Below are 17,555 nucleotides of genomic sequence, written 5' to 3'. Positions count from 1 at the left end.
TCGTGATCCTAATGTTCGCAAAGGACGCCGACAGTGAGGGATTTTGCACCCTGCGTTTCCTTGCGCTCCACCCTCGGCCACGTTGCGGCTACCCACCGTCGAAGTGAGTGGAACACTCCCGCAGTGACTTTCATTGAACGCCACCCACCGGGCAAGATAGCGGGGTTGGCCGACAGCCCCTATACCCCCTCGGTGGCATCCTCAGTGACTCAGATTCCGACGTGGAGCGGTGGCAACACCTCCCCCCTCAGCGGACGTGCGGCCCCGGGCACGCTCATCGGCGGGCGGTACACGCTGCGCGCCGCGGTGGGTCACGGCGGCATGGGCACGGTGTGGCGCGCGGCGGACACGCTGCTGCGCCGGGACGTGGCGATCAAGGAGGTGATCCTCCCGCCCGGTCTGGCGCCCAGCGACCGCGACGCGATGTACGAGCGCACCATGCGGGAGGCCCGCGCCGCCGCCGCGCTCCAGCACCCCGCCGTCGTCCAGGTCTACGACGTGGTCCACGAGAACGGCCGGCCGTGGATCGTGATGGAGCTGCTGGACGCGCGCAGCCTCGCCGACATGGTCATCGAGGACGGCCCGGTCTCCCCGCGCGTGGTCGCCAAGATCGGCATCGCGCTGCTCGGCGCGCTCGAGGTGGCCCACGCGCACGGCGTGCTGCACCGGGACGTGAAACCGGCGAACGTGCTGATCTGCCAGGACGGCCGCTGCGTGCTGACCGACTTCGGCGTCGCCCGGATGCCGACCGACGTGCAGCTCACCACGCCCGGCATGGTTCTCGGCTCGCCGCACTTCATCTCACCCGAGCGGGCGATGGGCCACGACTTCGGCCCGCCGAGCGACCTGTTCTCGCTGGGCGTCACGCTCTACACCGCGATCGAGGGCCGCCCGCCGTTCGACAAGGGCGACCCGATCGAGACCATGCACGCCGTGGTCGAGGACCCGCCGGCCCCGGTGGTGCGGGCCGGCTCGCTCACCCCGGTGCTGATGGGCCTGCTGGAGAAGAACCCGAGCCAGCGGATGGACGTGCAGACCGCTCGCACGATCCTGCGCCAGCAGCTGGCCGGTCCGCTCGCCAGCAAGCAGCCGCCGCACCTGATGACCGACCCGTACTCGGTGGTCTCGTCCCGGCCGACCAGCCCGGCGCCGGGCGCCACCCAGCAGATCCCGCCGCAGATCCCCAGCCAGCATGCTCCGGCCCAGCCCTCCGGCCAGATCGGCGGCCGGGCCATGCTCCAGCCCGGCGAGTCGCTCACCGACCACCTCAGCAAGCTGGAGACGCAGAACGCGGGCGGCCGCCGCCGCGCGCCGGAGGCGGCCGGCGCCGGGTACCCGACCGGCATGATGCCGGCTCAGCAGGGCCACTCCGGCGACACGACGAGCGTGATCCCCCCGCAGACCCCGTGGAGCCCGAGCGGCGAGCAGCGCCCCGGGACCGTGGTGATGAGCCCGGCGGCCAAGCGCCGGGCCACGATCGACAAGGTCACCACGGGCGCGCGGGAGACCGCCGAGAAACTGGTCACCACGTTCCGGTCCTGGCCGCGCAACAAGCAGCTGATCACCGGCGGCGCCGCGGCGGCCGTGGTGCTGTTGCTGATCCTGGTCTTCTCGCTGGGCGGCGATCCCGATCCGGCCCAGCAGCCGCAGGCGCAGGCGCCGGCCAGCGCCGCGCCGCCGGTCGACACGCCGTTCGAGACGCAGCCCTTCAAGGGCGGCGCCCCGATCAGCGTGCTGGTCCCGGCCGGGTGGACCCGGTCCACCGGCAAGACCTACGTGGACTACGTGAACCCGGACAACAACGGGGTCAAGGTACGGATCCTGGTCGAGAAGGGCTCGATCGCGCCGACCCGGTTCGTCAACGAGACCGCGCCCGCCACGCTGAAGAAGTCGAAGAACTGCCCCAAGCCGTACGCGCAGGGCGAGACCATCGAGGTCCAGGTGTCCGGCAACCCCGGCGCGCAGTTCGAGTACACCTGCGGCGACGGCGAGGCCCGGCGTCACGGCATCTGGCGGATGACCACGGTCGGCGACCGGATGTACTCGTTCTACCTCACCTCGCCGGAAGCGAACTTCGCGGAGAGCAAGAAGTACTTCACCAAGATGGCGGAGACCTTCAAGATCAACCTGTGACGCTGTGCTATCAATCCCTGATGGCGTCCGACGTTGATGTGCACCTTGAAGAGCGGGCCGAGGCCTGGCTCGCCGACGACCCCGACCCGGCGAGCCGCGCCGAGCTCCGGGAACTGATCGACCGGCTCCCGGCCACCGCCGCGGAGCTGCGCGACAGGTTCTCCGGCCCGCTCACCTTCGGCACGGCCGGGCTGCGCGGCCCGCTGCGCGCCGGGCCGAACGGCATGAATCTGGCGGTGGTCACCCAAGCAGCGGCCGGGCTTGTCGCCTGGCTCGCCGCGCAGGGCGGCGAAGGGCCGCTGGTGATCGGGTACGACGCCCGGCACGGCTCCCGGGAGTTCGCCGAGCGGACCGCCCGGGTGGCGACCGGCGCCGGCCGCCGAGCGCTGCTGATGCCCCGCACGCTGCCCACCCCGGTGCTGGCCTACGCGGTGCGAGCGCTGGACGCGGTGGCCGGCGTGATGGTGACGGCGAGCCACAACCCGCCGCAGGACAACGGCTACAAGGTGTACCTGGGCGCCGCGCTCGGCGGTCCGGCCGGTGACGGCGCGCAGATCGTGCCGCCGGCCGACGCCGGGATCGAGGCGGCGATCCGGGCGGTGGGAAGTCTCGCCGCGGTTCCGCTGGGCGAGCCGGGGACCGTGCTGAGCGACGACATCGCCGAAGAGTACGTGCGGAGCGCCGTCTCGGTGCTCACCGAGGGCGGCCCGCGGGACCTGCGGATCGCCTACACGCCCCTGCACGGTGTCGGCGGCGAGACCCTGGCCGCCGCCTTCACCGCGGCCGGATTCGGCGCCCCGTCGGTCGTGGCGGACCAGGAGCAGCCCGACCCCGAGTTCCCGACCGTGCACTTCCCCAACCCGGAAGAGCCGGGCGCGATGGATCACCTGCTCGCGCTCGCCGGCGCCGAGAACGCCGACCTGGCGATCGCCAACGACCCGGACGCGGACCGCTGCGCCGTGGCGATCCCCACCGGCGACGGCTCCTGGCGCCCGCTGCGCGGTGACGAGCTGGGCGTCCTCCTCGCCGACCACCTGATCCGGCGTGGCGTCCCCGGCACGTACGCCACCACGATCGTCTCCTCGTCGCTGCTGGGCCGCCTCAGCGCCGCCCGTGGCGTGCCGTACGCGGAGACCCTCACCGGCTTCAAGTGGATCGTCCGGGCCGCCGAGGAGCTGGCGTTCGGGTACGAGGAGGCGCTCGGGTACTGCGTCGCCCCGGCCATGGTCCGTGACAAGGACGGCATCACGGCCGCGCTGACGGTCGCCGAGCTGGCCGCCGAGCTGAAGACCTCCGGGCGGACGCTGAGCGACCGTCTCGACGAGCTGGCGGCCGAATTCGGCGTGCACGCCACCGACCAGCTGTCGGTACGCGTCGACGACCTCGCCGAGATCGGCCGGGCGATGACCCGGGCCCGGCAGAACCCGCCGACCACCCTGCTCGGCTCCCCGGTGACCGAGGTGGCCGACCTGAGGCCGGCGAACGACGTGCTGACGTTCCGGACGTCGGCCGCACGCGTGGTGATCCGGCCGTCGGGCACCGAGCCGAAGCTCAAGGCGTACCTGGAAGTGGTGGAACCGGTGAGCGCGGCCGGCCTGGGCTCGGCGCGGGAGCGGGCCGCCGCCGCCCTCGTCGATCTGCGCGCGGAGATCGCGACCACCCTGGGCGTCTGAGAGGTCCGCAGGCGGCGGGAGCCGAAGGGCTTGACCCGGCACCCGTCGCCGGCAGCCGCGCAGCGGCCGGGACCAAGGCACCGCCTCGCGCCGACTCCCGGGGAGCAGTGGTTCGCGAGGCCGCGCCTCAGTCCGTACCCGTCACAGGGGTTTGGGCGCGCCCAGCGCGGCCGTGATCGCCCGGCCCAGCGTGGCCACCACCAGGGCGACGCTCGGACGCACGATGGAGTCCTCCAGCGACACGTCGCCGACGAACCCGGCGTTGCTGGCGATCTCCTCGAGCCGCTCGTGAGCCCGCTCGGCCTCGTCCGGCGGCAGTTTCAGCGCCGGCTCCATCCGGGCCGCGACGAGCAGCGTCGCCAGCGCGGCCGTGCGCTCGTCGGGAAGGGTGTTCCCGATCAGGGCGGCGGCCAGACGCTGACGGATCTCGGCCTCGTAGGCCGGGTCGCTGGTCGGGTAGCGGTGCACGTGGATCACGCCGAGCTGAGTCTCGTCGACGTCGCGGACGACACCCCGCTCGCAGAGATCTTCCAAGACCCGGGTACGCAGCCGATGGCGCAGCCGTTGCAGCCACTGCGCCGGGGTGTGCGGCTCGTCCGCCGCGACCTTGTCCAGCACGGCGTCGGCGACCGCGTCACCGATCGGCGTGGCGTCGACCACCTTGAGATAGCCGTCAGCGGCGTATGCGATCCGGTTCGCCAGTGCGAGGTCGATCAGGATGGCTGCGGCCATGCCCAGGTCAAGCCCGATGCGTGAGCCGGTCGCCTTACCGGTCTGGTCGTCGTACGCGAGGAGGAGGAGTTCCTCAGCGAGCGGAATGGGGGTCATATTTGACAACGATAGTGCTCCGAGTCACGGGATCGGATCCCCAGGTCGGTCACTTGCTCTTGTTCCCGGCTGCCAGCATGGCGTCGGCCAGACGGGCCGCCGCGTGTCCGTCGTCGAGGTCGCTGGCCCGTTCCTTGAACGCCTGGTACTGGGTCGCGTACTTCTCCACCACCTGATCCGAGGTGCGGATCGCCTCGATCACCTCGTCCGAGGTGCTCAGCAGCGGCCCCGGCGCCTCGGCCTCGAAGTCGAAGTAGAAGCCGCGCAGGTTGTCCCGGTAGTTCTCCAGGTCGTAGGTGAAGAACAGCATCGGCCGGCCGGTGCTCGCGAAGTCGAACATCACCGAGGAGTAATCGGTGATCAGCACGTCCGCGATCGCCAGCAGATCGGCCATGTCCGGATATGTCGAGACATCATAGACAAAGCCGTTGCCGGCCCCGCGGATCTCGTCGACCACGTTCGGGTGGCGGCGGATCAGCAGCACGTGGTCGTCGCCGAGACGCTCCCGAGCCGCTTCCAGGTCCAGCATCATCGTGATCTTGTAGGCGCCGCCGCTGTAGTACTCGTCGTCACGCCAGGTCGGCGCGTAGACCACGACCTTCTTGCCCTCGGGCAGGCCGATCCGCCGACGCACGTCGGCGACCAGCGCGTCCCGCTTCTCGCCCTCCAGGAAGAGCACGTCGTTACGCGGGTAGCCGATCTCCAGGATCTCGCCGGGGAAGCGGAACGCGCGCCGCAGGATCGGCGTGCTGAACGTGTTCGGCGAGACCAGGTGACTCCAGTTCTTCGCCTCGGTCTCCAGCTTCTCGAAGTACTGCTTGTCGGCGAACTGCAGGTCCTCGATGTCGAAGCCGATCCGCTTGAGCGGGGTGCCGTGCCAGGTCTGGATCACCACCTGGTCCGGGCGGCGCTCGAACCAGCCGGGCAGGTGCTGGTTGGTGACGATGTACCGGCTGGTGGCGAGCGCTTCGTACCACTCGTGGCGCCACAGCGCGACGGCCTTGGCGGTGTCCGGCACGGCGGCCTGGCCGTCGGTGACCACCCAGAGGTGGCCGAGCGGCAGACCGCGGGCGACGAGCTCCTCGTGCACCGCGCGCGGGCTGTCCGAGTACTGCCGGCCGGTGAAGCTGTTGTAGAGCACGACGTCGCGCAGCGGCGCCTTGCGCATCCTCGGGTAGAGCTCGGTGCGGCTGCGGAAACCGTTCGCCTTGCCCCGCTCCGAGTCGGTGAGCGCGGTACGGACCCGGATCACGCTGCGCTGGTCGGTCAGCCACTCGAAGGTGACCCGCTCGGGGTCGGCCGGGTGGCCCACCGGCAGGCTCTCCATGCTGCCGACGGCGAGCGGAAGCGGCCGGATCGGGCCTTCGCCGAGCCGGTAGAAGACGTTCCACGTGCCGGCCTTGAGCCGGATGTCCCAGCCGAAGTTCGGCACCCGCAGCGGGTCCAGGTCGAGGCTCCAGGTGGTGCCGTCGACCTTCACCGGGAAGTGCCTCGTCTCCCGGGCGTTGGAGATCCGGGCGACGACCCGCATGTCGCTCCAGTCACCGGTCGGCGGCAGCGTGCCGGTGAGCCGGAACCCGGTGCTCAGCGACGTGACACCGGAGATCGCCGGGGTCAGCGGCAGCGCGGTCAGCACCGGGTGACCCTTGCGGTCCGGCAGCACGTTGACCGTGCGCCCGCTCAGGTAGAGCGGCGGGAACGTGAAGTAGTCGTGCATCGCCAGCGGGATCGGCGCGGCGTGCTCGTCGCCGGCCGAGAGCTCGACGTCCCACCGCTCACCGGGCTCGCCGGGCAGCAGCTGCGGGTACTCGAGGGTCTCGTCCTGCAGGTCGGTGACCGGGATCCGGAACTCGAACCGGTCGTCGGAGATCTCCACCGGGTAGCTGCGCCAGGCGATCCCCGAGGTGCGCGACAGCCGCGCCGTGGCCGGCCGCCGGTTCGGCCCGGTCACCTCGCCCCGGATCACCACGTGGTCACCCTGGTCGTCCAGCCCACCGTTGGTGAGCCGGGCCCCGACATGCTCGACGTGCAGCTGGAACTTGCCGTTCGTGACGACCGGGGTGACCCGGACGTCTTTGTCGACGTAGAGGCTGGTGAGCCGGATCGGGTTGGCGTGCTCGCCGACGGTCAGCGGGCCCTTGCTCTTCTGGCCGAGGCCGAGGACGCCGACCACGACCGTCCAGACCCCGTCGTGCCACTTGCCGTCGTCGCCGCGCAGCGACTGCACGTCGACCTCCGACTCGAAGCCGGACCAGTCGTAGTTCATCGACGGGCTGCCGTGCACCGCCGTGGCGTCCAGGCACTTGTGGTTCGCCAGCGCCTGGCGCTTGGTCCGGCGGCCGCTCTCGTCGCGCAGCCAGATCAGCCGGGTGGTCGACCACGCGTGCGCGGCGGACTGCCCGGGGATGAACGCGTGACCGCGGATCCGCAGCTTGTCGCCGCGCCACTGCGCGTCGTGCACCCGGGTGCGCGGGCGCGGGGTGCCGGCCAGGAACAGCGTGCGGGGCACGTTCGGCAGGCGGTCCTCGAGGAACATCAGCTTGTGGTACCGGCGCAGGCCCTTGCGGACGATCCGGTGCCGCGCGCGGACGGTCGGGATCATCTCCAGCAGTTCGGGCAGCATCCGGTTGCGGACCAGCCGCCACAGCACCCGGTGCGCCGCCGGGATCTCGTCGTAGACCCGGTCGTCGACGGTCGCCAGGAAGCGGTTGCAGCCGTCCAGGAACTGCCGGTGGTAGTCCTCGTCGACCTTCGGCAGCACCCGCATGAACAGCATCAGGTCGCCCTTGAGCGCGGAGGCGTCGTAGAGCCGCTTCAGCTTCTGCTGCTTGTGCTTGCCGAGGAACCGGCTCACCGACTCCACGCCGGCCAGCCGGTCGATGAAGCCCTTGATCTCGTCCCGGCGCTGGGTGATCGACTTGTCGGCGCCCTCGCGCTCACGCCAGTAGTAGACCGGCACGTCCAGCACGTCGACGCTCTTCGCGAGCACGTGCGCCGGGACCATCACGGGGGTGTCCTCGTAGAGCACGCCCTCCGGGAAGGCCAGCTGGTGCTGGTCCCAGAACGAGCGGCGGAAGACCTTGTTCCACGCGGTCCGGTCGTCCATCAGCGAGGTCTGCTTGCTCACGTGGGTGCGCAGACTCGTGGTGGCGAACGCGGCCCGGTGCAGGCCGGACTGGTGCACGCCGCGGCTGGTCAGCCGGTAGACGTTGCCGGACGCGAAGTCCGACCCGGTCTCGGCGATCGAGGAGACGAGCAGCTCACACGCGGCCGGCGGCAGCACGTCGTCGCTGTCCACGAACATCAGGAACTCACCGGTGGCGTGCTCGACACCGGTGTTGCGTGCGGCGCCCAGCCCGGCGTTGGCCTTCGTCACCAGCTTGAAGCGGGGGTCGCGAGCGGCGAACTCGGCGGCGATCTCACCGCTTTCGTCCGTCGACCCGTCGTCCACCATGACGACCTCGAGCTGGCGATAGTACTGAGCCGCGATCGAGGAGAGGCATTCCTCCAGGTAGGGTGCCACGTTGTAGATCGGCACGATGATGCTCAGCACGGAATCCATTCCCGTGTACCCTCCTGGAATTTCGACGCGGATTCTCACTCTATGCGTCGGCTGTTCGGCGAACGTTAGCAGAACAGCAGGGCCCGACGTGAGGACGATTCGTACCATCATGCACCGTTTTGTCACCCAACGGCATGCTCTAAGGTGGGCAGGTGCAGGCCATCGTCGCCACTCTCGGCTACGTCTTCTCCCCCGATCGTCGCCAGATCTTGATGATCCGCCGGGACGCCCGGCCCGATGACATCCACTTCGGTTACTACAACGGCCTGGGCGGCAAGCTCGAGCCCGGCGAGGACGTCGTCACCGGCCTCCGCCGCGAGATCCGCGAAGAGGCGGGCCTCGACTGCGCCGGCGTCGAACTGGCCGGCACCATCTCCTGGCCCGGCTTCGGCCGCAACGGGGAGAACTGGCTGGCCTTCCTCTTCCGGGTCACCGACTGGTCCGGCACCCCGCACAGCGCCAACCCGGAGGGCTCGCTGCACTGGGTGGACATCGCCGACGTCCTGGCCGGAAAGCTCCCGATGTGGGAGTCCGACCGCCACTTCCTCCCCCTGGTCTTCGCCGACGACCCCCAGGTCTTCCACGGCGTGATGCCCTTCTCCGCAGGGCGCGCGACCTCGTGGAGCTACAACACCTGATCGGGTACGCGCCACCCCTCCCCGACCGCACCCGGCCACTGCCCGAGAGTCCGCGCGAGCACCTGCCGTCCCCGGGCCGCAGCGCGTCCTACGGCGACAGGTGCATGGTCACCCCGCGCCCCGTCCCGCCGGCAGACCCGGTCCCGCCGCCACCCCGCACCCGAGCCGTCCCGCCCTGTCCTGCCGCGATGACCGGCCCGCGCGCGCGGGCGGCCCGCCGCCAGCGCCCGAGAGCGACCCGCCGCCAGCGCGCGAGAGCGGCCCGCCGCCAGCGCCCGAGAGCGGCCTGCCGCCAGCGCCCGTGATCGTGACTCCGTGTGCCGGCATCCGGGGTAAAGGCGGCGCTTCGCGGAAGTGCGCGGATGCTCCAGGCCCCACAGAATGACGCAACGCCGAAACGCTCCGCCGTTGCCGTGACCCCTCGTGACGCCCGGCGTGGGCACGGGCGCAGGGCGTTGCTCGGCGTGGGCGCTGAGCGCTGCTCTGCGGGAGCCGGCGTGGCCGATGGGCGCCGCTCTGCGGGAGCCGGCGCGGGCTCGGGGCTGTCTCCGCGCGCGGGTGCAGCGATAGCGAAACGCGCGTGGCGGCCGGGACGGCGGTCCTGGGTCGCGGGGACTCTCGGGGAGTGGCTGGGTGCGGTTGGGGAGGGGTGGCGCGTACCCGCAAGAAAGGCCGCACCCCTCTCACCGGGAGAGAGACGCGGCCTTAGGGGGCAGCCGGTCAGAAGCGGCGCATGCCGCCGAACTGGCGGTCGCCGGCGTCGCCGAGGCCGGGGACGATGTAGGCCTTCTCGTTCAGGCCCTCGTCGATCGAGGCGGTGACCAGGCGGAGCGGGAGGTCGGAGTTCGACAGGCGCTCGATGCCCTCGGGGGCGGCCAGGACGCAGCAGATGATGATGTCGGTGCAGCCGCGGTCGGCGAGGAGCTTGCAGCAGTGCAGCAGGGAGCCGCCGGTGGCGAGCATCGGGTCGAGGACGAGGACCGGCTGGCCGGAGAGGTCAGCGGGGAGCGACTCCATGTAGGCGCGCGGCTCATACGTCTTCTCGTCGCGGGCCAGGCCGACGAAGCCCATCGACGACTCCGGGAGCAGGCCCAGCGCGGCGTCGGCCATGCCCAGGCCGGCGCGGAGGACCGGGACGATCAGCGGCGGGTTCGCCAGGCGGGTGCCCTCGGTGGCGGCGACGGGCGTCTCGATGGGGTACTTCTCGACGGCGAAGAGGCGGGCCGCCTCGTAGACCACCATCGTGGTCAGCTCGTGCAGCGAGGCACGGAAGACACCGGACTCGGTCTCGGTGCGGCGCATCGCGGTGAGCCGGGTCTGTGCCAACGGATGATCTACGACAAGGACGTCCACGGCCTCAACCTACCGTTCATTCAAGATCAACTGTCACAGGGTTGCTTAGAATCGATTTCATGACTGCGACAGCGTCCGTCGGGTCGTCCGATCTTCGTTCCTTCCTGCGCGGCCTGCCCGGGGTCGACAAGGTCGGAGTCGAGGCGAGGGCGGCGGCACTCGGCACCCGTTCGGTGAAGACCAGCGCCAAGGCGACAGCGATCGACCTGGCCATCCGGATGGTCGATCTGACCACGCTCGAGGGCGCGGACACGCCGGGCAAGGTCCGGGCGCTCTGCGCGAAAGGCAGGCGGCCCGACCCGGCCGATCCCGGTTGCCCGCCGGTCGCCGCGATCTGCGTCTACCCGGCGATGGTCCCGGTCGCCGCGGCCGCGCTCGCCGGCTCGGGAGTGCACCTGGCCAGTGTCGCCACCGCGTTCCCGTCCGGGCAGGCGCCGCTCGACGTCAAGCTCGCCGACACCCGGAGCGCGGTCGAGGCCGGCGCTGACGAGATCGACATGGTGATCAGCCGGGGCGCGTTCCTGGCCGGCGACTACGACCGGGTCTTCGACGAGATCGTCGCGGTCAAGGAGGCGTGCGGCAGCGCACATCTCAAGGTGATCCTGGAGACCGGGGAGCTGGCGACGTACGACAACGTCCGCCGCGCGTCCTGGCTCGCGATGCTGGCCGGCGCCGACTTCATCAAGACCTCCACCGGCAAGGTCGCTGTCAACGCGACGCTGCCGATCACCCTGGTCATGCTGGAGGCGGTGCGGGACTTCCGGGACCGCCACGGCCGGCAGGTCGGGGTCAAGCCGGCCGGCGGCATCAAGAACACCAAGGACGCCATCAAGTACCTGGTGATGATCAACGAGACCGTCGGCGACGACTGGCTGAGCCCGGACTGGTTCCGGTTCGGGGCGTCGTCGCTGCTCAACGATTTGCTCATGCAGCGCACCAAGCTGGCTACCGGTCACTACGCCGGTCCGGACTACTTCACCCTGGACTGAGGCCGATGTTCTCTTACGCACCAGCTCCCGAGTCTCGTTCCGTCGTCGAGATCGCCTCTTCCTACGGCCTCTTCATCGACGGCTCCTTCGACCCGCCCAAAGAGGGTGGCAGCTTCAAGACGGTGAACCCGGCGACCGAGGAGGTGCTCGCCGAGGTCGCTTCGGCGGGTCATGACGACGTCGACCGGGCCGTCGCCGCGGCCCGGCGAGCCTTCGAGTCGTGGTCGGCACTGCCGGGCAGCGAGCGCGCGAAGTACCTGTTCCGCATCGCTCGGATCATTCAGGAAAGATCGCGTGAGCTGGCGGTTCTCGAGTCGCTCGACAACGGGAAACCGATCAAGGAGTCGCGCGACGTCGACCTTCCGCTCGTCGCGGCGCACTTCTTCTACTACGCGGGCTGGGCGGACAAGCTGGGCTACGCCGGCTTCGGCCCGGACCCGCGGCCGCTCGGCGTGGCCGGTCAGGTCATCCCGTGGAACTTCCCGCTGCTGATGCTGGCCTGGAAGATCGCTCCGGCGCTCGCCACCGGCAACACCGTGGTGCTCAAGCCGGCCGAGACCACCCCGCTGTCGGCGCTCTTCTTCGCCGACGTCTGCCGGCAGGCCGACCTGCCGCCGGGCGTGGTCAACATCGTCACCGGCGCCGGTGACACCGGGGCGTACCTGGTGCAGCACCCGGATGTGAACAAGGTGGCCTTCACCGGCTCGACCGAGGTGGGCCGGGAGATCGCCCGCGCGGTGGCCGGCACCGGCAAGCGGCTCACCCTGGAGCTGGGCGGCAAGGCCGCGAATATCGTCTTCGAGGACGCCCCGATCGACCAGGCGGTCGAGGGCATCGTGAACGGGATCTTCTTCAACCAGGGGCACGTGTGCTGCGCGGGCTCCCGGCTGCTGGTGCAGGAGTCGATCGCCGAGGAACTGCTCACCTCGCTGAAGCGCCGGATGTCGACGCTGCGGGTCGGTGACCCGCTCGACAAGAACACCGACATCGGCGCGATCAATTCGGCGGCACAGCTGGCTCGCATTACCGAATTGTCGGAAATAGGCGGTACGGAAGGCGCGGAGCGCTGGTCGCCGGAGTGTCAGCTGCCGGATCGCGGCTTCTGGTTCGCCCCGACCATCTTCACCGGGGTGACGCAGGCGCATCGGATCGCCCGGGAGGAGATCTTCGGGCCGGTGCTCTCGGTGCTCACCTTCCGGACACCGGCGGAGGCCGTGGAAAAGGCCAACAACACGCCGTACGGCCTGTCGGCCGGCGTCTGGTCGGAGAAGGGCTCGCGGATCCTCGCGATCGCCGACAAGCTCCGCGCCGGCGTGGTGTGGGCGAACACGTTCAACAAGTTCGACCCGGCGTCGCCGTTCGGCGGCTACAAGGAGTCCGGTTACGGCCGGGAAGGTGGCCGGCACGGGTTGGAGGCCTACCTTGCCTAAGTCGTCTCGTCTTGCCGTCCGCAAGACCTACAAGCTCTACATCGGTGGCGCGTTCCCTCGCAGCGAGTCAGGACGGACCTTCGTGGTGACCGGCGACAACGTGGCCCTCGCCTCCCGCAAGGACGCCCGCGACGCGGTGGTGGCGGCACGGTCGGCGCAGAAGAAGTGGGCGGGCGCCACGGCGTACAACCGCGGTCAGGTGCTCTACCGGATCGCCGAGATGCTGGAGGCCCGCCGCCGCGAGTTCACCGCGCTCGGGGTGAAAGCCGACGAGGTGGACGCCACGATCGACCGCTGGGTCTGGTACGCCGGCTGGTCCGACAAGATCGCCCAGGTGGCCGGCGGGGCGAACCCGGTGGCCGGCCCGTTCTTCAACATCTCCGCGCCGGAGCCCACCGGCGTGGTCGCGGTGGTCGCCCCGCCGTCACTGCTCGGTCTGGTCAGCGTGATCGCCCCGGCCGTGGTGACCGGGAACACCGTGGTGGTCCTCGCGCCGGAACCGCAGGTCGCGATCACTCTGGCCGAGGTGCTCGCCACCTCCGACGTGCCCGGCGGCGTGGTGAACATTCTCACCGGGAGGTACGCGGAGACCGCGCCCTGGCTGGCCGCGCACGCCGACGTCAACGCGCTGGATCTCACCGGCGTTGAGCACCCCGAGCTCGCCGCCGAGCTGGAGCGGGCCGCCGCCGGGACCTTGAAACGCGTGATCCGCCCGCGTCCGGGCGCCGACTTCACCGCCGATCCGGGGCTGCGGCCGATGACAGCGCTGCTGGAGACGAAGACCGTGTGGCACCCGAAGGGCGAGTGAGCCGACCGGGGCCTTTGTCACACAGCGTTGCGGACTAGGGTGTGTGCCCAGAGTCACCCGTCCCGCCACCCCATTGAGCATCCGGAGGTCAACCGTGACCAGCCAGTCCGACGAGCCCGAGGCGTCCGCGCCGGTGGCCGAGCAGCCTTCGTCCGAGGGGCCGTCCGGGCGTGAGCTTTGGGATTCTGTCCGCATCGAGCCGGTGGAGATCGCGCTGCCGGGTGGTGTGGGTCTGACCCTGCGGGCGTACCGGGCGGCCGGCGTGGTGACGCCGACCGAGATCGAGGTCGACGAGGACGACCCGTTCGAGGCGCGCAAGCGCGTCCGCGAGGAGGACGGCGAGGAGTTCGTCGAGGTCAGCGACGAGGAGTTGGAGCGGCAGGCGCTGGAGGCCGCCCGCGTTGAATCCGAGCTGTCGGAGAAATCCGATTCCTCGGAGAGCGCGACCGACGCCGAGACCGAGGCCAAGGCGGACGACGAGCCGGAAACGGCCGCCGACCAGCCGGACGACGAGGAAGTTCCGGTGTTCCTCAGCCACAAGGGCCGGCTGCTCGCCTTCAAGAGCACCGAATCGCTCGTGGCCTTCCTTCGTTCGGGTGCTCCGCACGATCTCGCACAATTGGACACCTGGGAGGCTGTCGCCGAGCGGGTACAGTCGAGCGACATCGACCCGCTGCCGGAGAACCGCTACGAGCTCGACCTCGTGGTGGAGAACCTGCGCGGCGGCCACGACACGTGGGACCTTCCGCTCCTCATCGCCGCCGGCGAAGTGGCCCGCGACCTCGGGCATGCTCTCCGCATCAAGCCGGTGATCCTGGCCCTGTCGCCCGGTTCTCCGCTCGACGACCTGGACGAGTCCCTGCGTTCCGCGGAAAGCGGTGGGATGGGTGGATTCTTCGGACGTCGGCGGTTGAAGAAAATCGGAGCACAACAGGCGAGTCTCGGCTGGCGCTCGGTCATCGGCAAGATCTCTGCCGCTGTGGACTGGCGTGACTGACCGATTACCAGGGAACATCAGTCCTTGGCCAGTGAGTAAAAGCAGTCCCGGGGAGGAGGACGACGCCGTGGCGCTCGTGCGCGTGTACTGCGGTCTGGCGTCGGCTGATGATTCGGTGCGTACGGCTTCGGCCGCGCCACTGACCATCGCCGTGGTGGACGACGCAGGCCGGCTGCTCGGCGTTCACGAGATCAGCGACGACCCGGCGGGCTACGCCCAGCTGGGCACGCTGCTCGTGGAACGGACGACGGGATTCAGCGACGCGGCAGTCGCCGCGGACAGTGACGACCACGTCGTCACGTCGCTGCTCACCGCCGCCGGGCGGCCACTGGTCGTCGTCGACGACGACGACGCGGACGACTACGCCGAGCGTTTCTCCGACGACGACTCCCCCGAGGAGATCGCGGCGCCGCTCGCCGCCCGCCGGGCCGTCGGCCTGGCCCGGGCGTTGCAGGCCGGCGCGATCGCGGCGATCAACCTGCCGACCCCGCGCGAGCTGGTCAGTTACAAACCCGTCCTGGCCGCGCACGTCGCGATGCTCGTCGGCCGGAACGCGGCGGCTGTCGCGCTCCGTGAGGTGCTGCGCGAGCTCTATCCGGCGGCCCTCCGGGCGTACCCGGATCCCGCGCACCCGCTGGCCATGGCCGTCCTGGAAGCGGTGCCCGAGCCCGGCCGGATCACCGGCCGGCCCGGCGACACCGGCCACGTCACCCGCGAGATCGCCGGTGAGCTGGCCCGCAACGGCGCCGGCAGCGACGACCAGCTGATCGCCGCTGTCACCGCCCTGCAGGTGGCGATCAGCGAGTCGCCGCGGCGGGGCGGGGTCAACAAGTCGCTCGCCCCGGCCGCTGCCGACGCCGTGCGCCAGGCGATCGGCGCGATCCGTTCCTGCGACGCCGCCTGCACCGCGCTCGTCGGCACGCTGACCGCCCGGGGCGCCATGCCCGGCGCCCACCCCAACGTGGGACGCCGCGCGGCACGCCGGGCCACCACCGAGCCTGCGCCGCTGCAGCCCGTGCCGACCGGGGAGAACCCGCGGTTCGGCCGACGCAGCCGTCCCGAGCCGGCGACGAGCGGCAGCGGCCCCGCCGTGCCGCAGCCGATGACCCCTCCCCCGGTCGCGCCGGACCCGATCGCACCGCCGCCGATCGCACCGGCCGCGGCGAACGGCCTTCCCGGCCTGCCCAGCCGCGGCGCCACGCCCGGCAACCGGCCGGTCTCGGTTCCGCCGCCTCCCCCCGGCATGACCCCGATCACCCCGGGGACGCGTCCCGGCGTCCCGGCGTCCCGGCCCTCGGCCACGCCGACGTCCGCGCAGCCCGGCGGCCGGGCCACCCCGGCCGAGGCCGGCGAGCCGTTCCGGCCGACGCTCACCAACGCCGAGTTGAACCGGGCGCGGGCCGAGCGTCAGCGCACGGTCATCCCGTCCCGGCCGAAAACCAACCCGGCGAACGGCGTGCCGGGCGGCCCGACCGACTTCAGCCTGCCGCTGCCCGCGCAGCCGACGTCGCCCGCGCCGTCCGCCCCGTCCGCGCCGTCCGCCCCGGCACAGCGCCCCGGCCAGGAGATCTCGGGCCCCGGTTCGCGTGCCAACTGGCCGCTGCTCAACCCCGACAAGGACGACCTGGCGGTCCCGCCGCCGGCCGCCGCCTCGGTCAGCCCGGCCGCTGCCTCGGTCAGCCCGGCGCCCGCCGGCGGACGGGTCAAGCCGCCGTGGCAGGACATGCCCAAGGAGCCGCCGCCGCTGCGCCTCGTCGAGGGCCGTGCCGTCGGCTCGCCGCTCGACCCGGCCGGCAGCCGCTCCAACGCCTCCTCACTGGACCCGGCGGGCAGCCGGCCCGGCGGCTCCTCGCTCGACCCGGCCGGCGGCCGCTCCAGCGGCTCCTCGCTGGACCCGACGGGCAGCCGCCCCGGCGGCTCCTCGCTCGACCCGGCCGGCGGCCGCTCCAGCGGCTCCTCGCTCGACCCGACGGGCAGCCGCCCCGGCGGCTCCTCGCTCGACCCGGCCCGCAGCCGCTCCGGCGGCTCCTCGCTGGACCCGGCCGGTAGCTCGCCCTCGCTGCGCGCGAGTAAGAGCGCGTCGAGACTGACCGCCCTCGACCGCAGCGCCAGCCCGCCGGTCCCGGCCGACGGCAACGACGGTGACCTGCTCATCTTCGCGGCGGCCCGGTCGGCGTGGTTCACCGGCGGCACCACCGAGACCGAGAAGGTCGACTGGTCCAACCCGAACGACAGCGGCTGGCGTGCGGCGGAGAAGGCCGCCACTCCCGCCGTCGCCGCCGAGACCTCAGCCGGCCTGCCCAAGCGGGTGCCGCAGGCCAACCTGGTGCCGGGCTCGCCCCTGCGCGAGGAACGCCCGCTGCGCATCGTCCGCGACGCCGCGTCGATCGCCGCGCACACCACGGGGTACTTCCGCGGCTGGCGGCGGGGTCAGGAGATCGGCGGCTTCGCGATGGGTGGCCGCCCGGGCCGGGAAGCCGCCGGCGGGTGGGACTTCACGCGCGACGGCCAGGCCGCCGACGAGTACCGCGACAACAACGCGGGCTTCGGCGGTCGCTGATCCGTGTGATCCTCTGATGAGGCCGCGACCCTCTGGGGGTCGCGGCCTCATCGCTTGCTTGCGCCGGGTGCGTGGCCGACCTAAGGCCCGTTTGGGTACGCTCATCGCCCTCCAGCGCCATGAAGGACCGTCAAGTGCGGTTCCCGTGGTGCTGTGCGTGCCCAATCCCGTGAGAGGCACGCTCAGCGGGCGCGGCAGCTCGCATCGCGCGTGTGAAGTTCAGGCGCGCTCCGCACCTCAAGTCCCCACGCAACCCGCGGCACCACAGCGCGTGTGAAGTTCAGGCGCGCTCCGCACCTCAAAGCCCCACGCAACCCGCGGCACCACAGCGCGTGTGAAATTCGGGCGCGCTCCGCACCTCAAAGCCCCACGCAACCCGCGGCACCACAGCGCGTGTGGAATACGGGCGCGCTCCGCACCTCAAAACCCCACGCAACCCGCGGCACCACAGCGCGTGTGGAATACGGGCGCGCTCCGCACCTCAAGTCCCCACGCAACCCGCGGCACCACAGCGCGTGTGGAATACGGGCGCGCTCCGCACCTCAAGTCCCCACGCAACCCGCGGCACCACAGCGCGTGTGGAC

11 protein-coding genes are annotated in these 17,555 nt (G+C 71.3%); 8 read left to right on the top strand and 3 right to left on the bottom strand.

All coding sequences use genetic code 11. The features are described 5' to 3' along the window. Window positions 1-204 precede the first annotated feature (204 nt). Together AB0F72_RS27200 and AB0F72_RS27195 are read left to right on the top strand one after the other, a co-directional pair. A complete protein-coding gene (locus AB0F72_RS27200) occupies window positions 205-2,133 on the top strand; it encodes a protein kinase (RefSeq protein ID WP_360436448.1) in 1,929 nt (642 codons plus the stop codon). A gap of 20 nt (window positions 2,134-2,153) precedes the next feature. Further along, complete coding sequence (locus AB0F72_RS27195; protein ID WP_360436446.1) at window positions 2,154-3,806, top strand: phospho-sugar mutase; 1,653 nt, start codon at window positions 2,154-2,156, stop codon at window positions 3,804-3,806. A 141-nt stretch (window positions 3,807-3,947) separates the two neighbouring features. On the opposite strand, the gene AB0F72_RS27190 is transcribed toward AB0F72_RS27195, so the two are convergent. Both AB0F72_RS27190 and AB0F72_RS27185 read right to left on the bottom strand, forming a co-directional pair. Then, window positions 3,948-4,634 carry a GPP34 family phosphoprotein gene (locus tag AB0F72_RS27190; RefSeq protein WP_360436444.1) on the bottom strand — a complete coding sequence of 229 codons (687 nt, stop codon included), beginning with the start codon at window positions 4,632-4,634 and terminating at the stop codon, window positions 3,948-3,950. 49 nt (window positions 4,635-4,683) lie between these two features. After that, complete coding sequence (locus AB0F72_RS27185) at window positions 4,684-8,196, bottom strand: bifunctional glycosyltransferase family 2 protein/CDP-glycerol:glycerophosphate glycerophosphotransferase (protein WP_360436442.1); 3,513 nt, start codon at window positions 8,194-8,196, stop codon at window positions 4,684-4,686. A 152-nt stretch (window positions 8,197-8,348) separates the two neighbouring features. Here AB0F72_RS27185 and AB0F72_RS27180 point away from each other — a divergent pair, with 152 nt between their 5' ends. Further along, window positions 8,349-8,834 carry an 8-oxo-dGTP diphosphatase gene (locus AB0F72_RS27180; RefSeq protein ID WP_360436440.1) on the top strand — a complete coding sequence of 162 codons (486 nt, stop codon included), beginning with the start codon at window positions 8,349-8,351 and terminating at the stop codon, window positions 8,832-8,834. Window positions 8,835-9,554: 720 nt separating this feature from the next. Here AB0F72_RS27180 and upp read toward each other — a convergent pair. Beyond that, window positions 9,555-10,187: a uracil phosphoribosyltransferase gene (gene upp / locus AB0F72_RS27175; protein ID WP_360436438.1), complete on the bottom strand. Its 633-nt coding sequence runs from the start codon at window positions 10,185-10,187 to the stop codon at window positions 9,555-9,557. A gap of 59 nt (window positions 10,188-10,246) precedes the next feature. Here upp and deoC point away from each other — a divergent pair, with 59 nt between their 5' ends. The 5 genes from deoC to AB0F72_RS27150 all read left to right on the top strand — a co-directional run bounded on the left by deoC (window position 10,247) and on the right by AB0F72_RS27150 (window position 16,971). Continuing rightward, on the top strand, window positions 10,247-11,176 hold the full coding sequence (deoC, locus tag AB0F72_RS27170; RefSeq protein ID WP_360436436.1) for a deoxyribose-phosphate aldolase: 930 nt from the start codon (window positions 10,247-10,249) through the stop codon (window positions 11,174-11,176). A 5-nt stretch (window positions 11,177-11,181) separates the two neighbouring features. Next, on the top strand, window positions 11,182-12,606 hold the full coding sequence (locus AB0F72_RS27165; RefSeq protein WP_360436434.1) for an aldehyde dehydrogenase family protein: 1,425 nt from the start codon (window positions 11,182-11,184) through the stop codon (window positions 12,604-12,606). Beyond that, the gene (locus AB0F72_RS27160) at window positions 12,599-13,414 is read left to right on the top strand and encodes an aldehyde dehydrogenase family protein (protein WP_360436432.1); all 816 of its coding nucleotides are present in this window, start codon (window positions 12,599-12,601) and stop codon (window positions 13,412-13,414) included. Before AB0F72_RS27165 ends, AB0F72_RS27160 begins: the two co-directional genes overlap by 8 nt. Window positions 13,415-13,508: 94 nt before the next feature. Beyond that, the gene (locus AB0F72_RS27155) at window positions 13,509-14,411 is read left to right on the top strand and encodes a DNA primase (protein WP_360436430.1); all 903 of its coding nucleotides are present in this window, start codon (window positions 13,509-13,511) and stop codon (window positions 14,409-14,411) included. Between the two features lie 67 nt (window positions 14,412-14,478). After that, a complete protein-coding gene (locus tag AB0F72_RS27150) occupies window positions 14,479-16,971 on the top strand; it encodes a transposase (RefSeq protein WP_360436428.1) in 2,493 nt (830 codons plus the stop codon). The last annotated feature ends 584 nt before the right edge of the window (window positions 16,972-17,555 follow it).

The organism is Actinoplanes sp. NPDC023936, assembly GCF_040639325.1.
GTDB lineage: Bacteria > Actinomycetota > Actinomycetes > Mycobacteriales > Micromonosporaceae > Actinoplanes.
The sequence above is the reverse complement of the archived record's forward strand: the minus strand, read 5'-3'. Positions and strand labels throughout refer to the sequence as shown.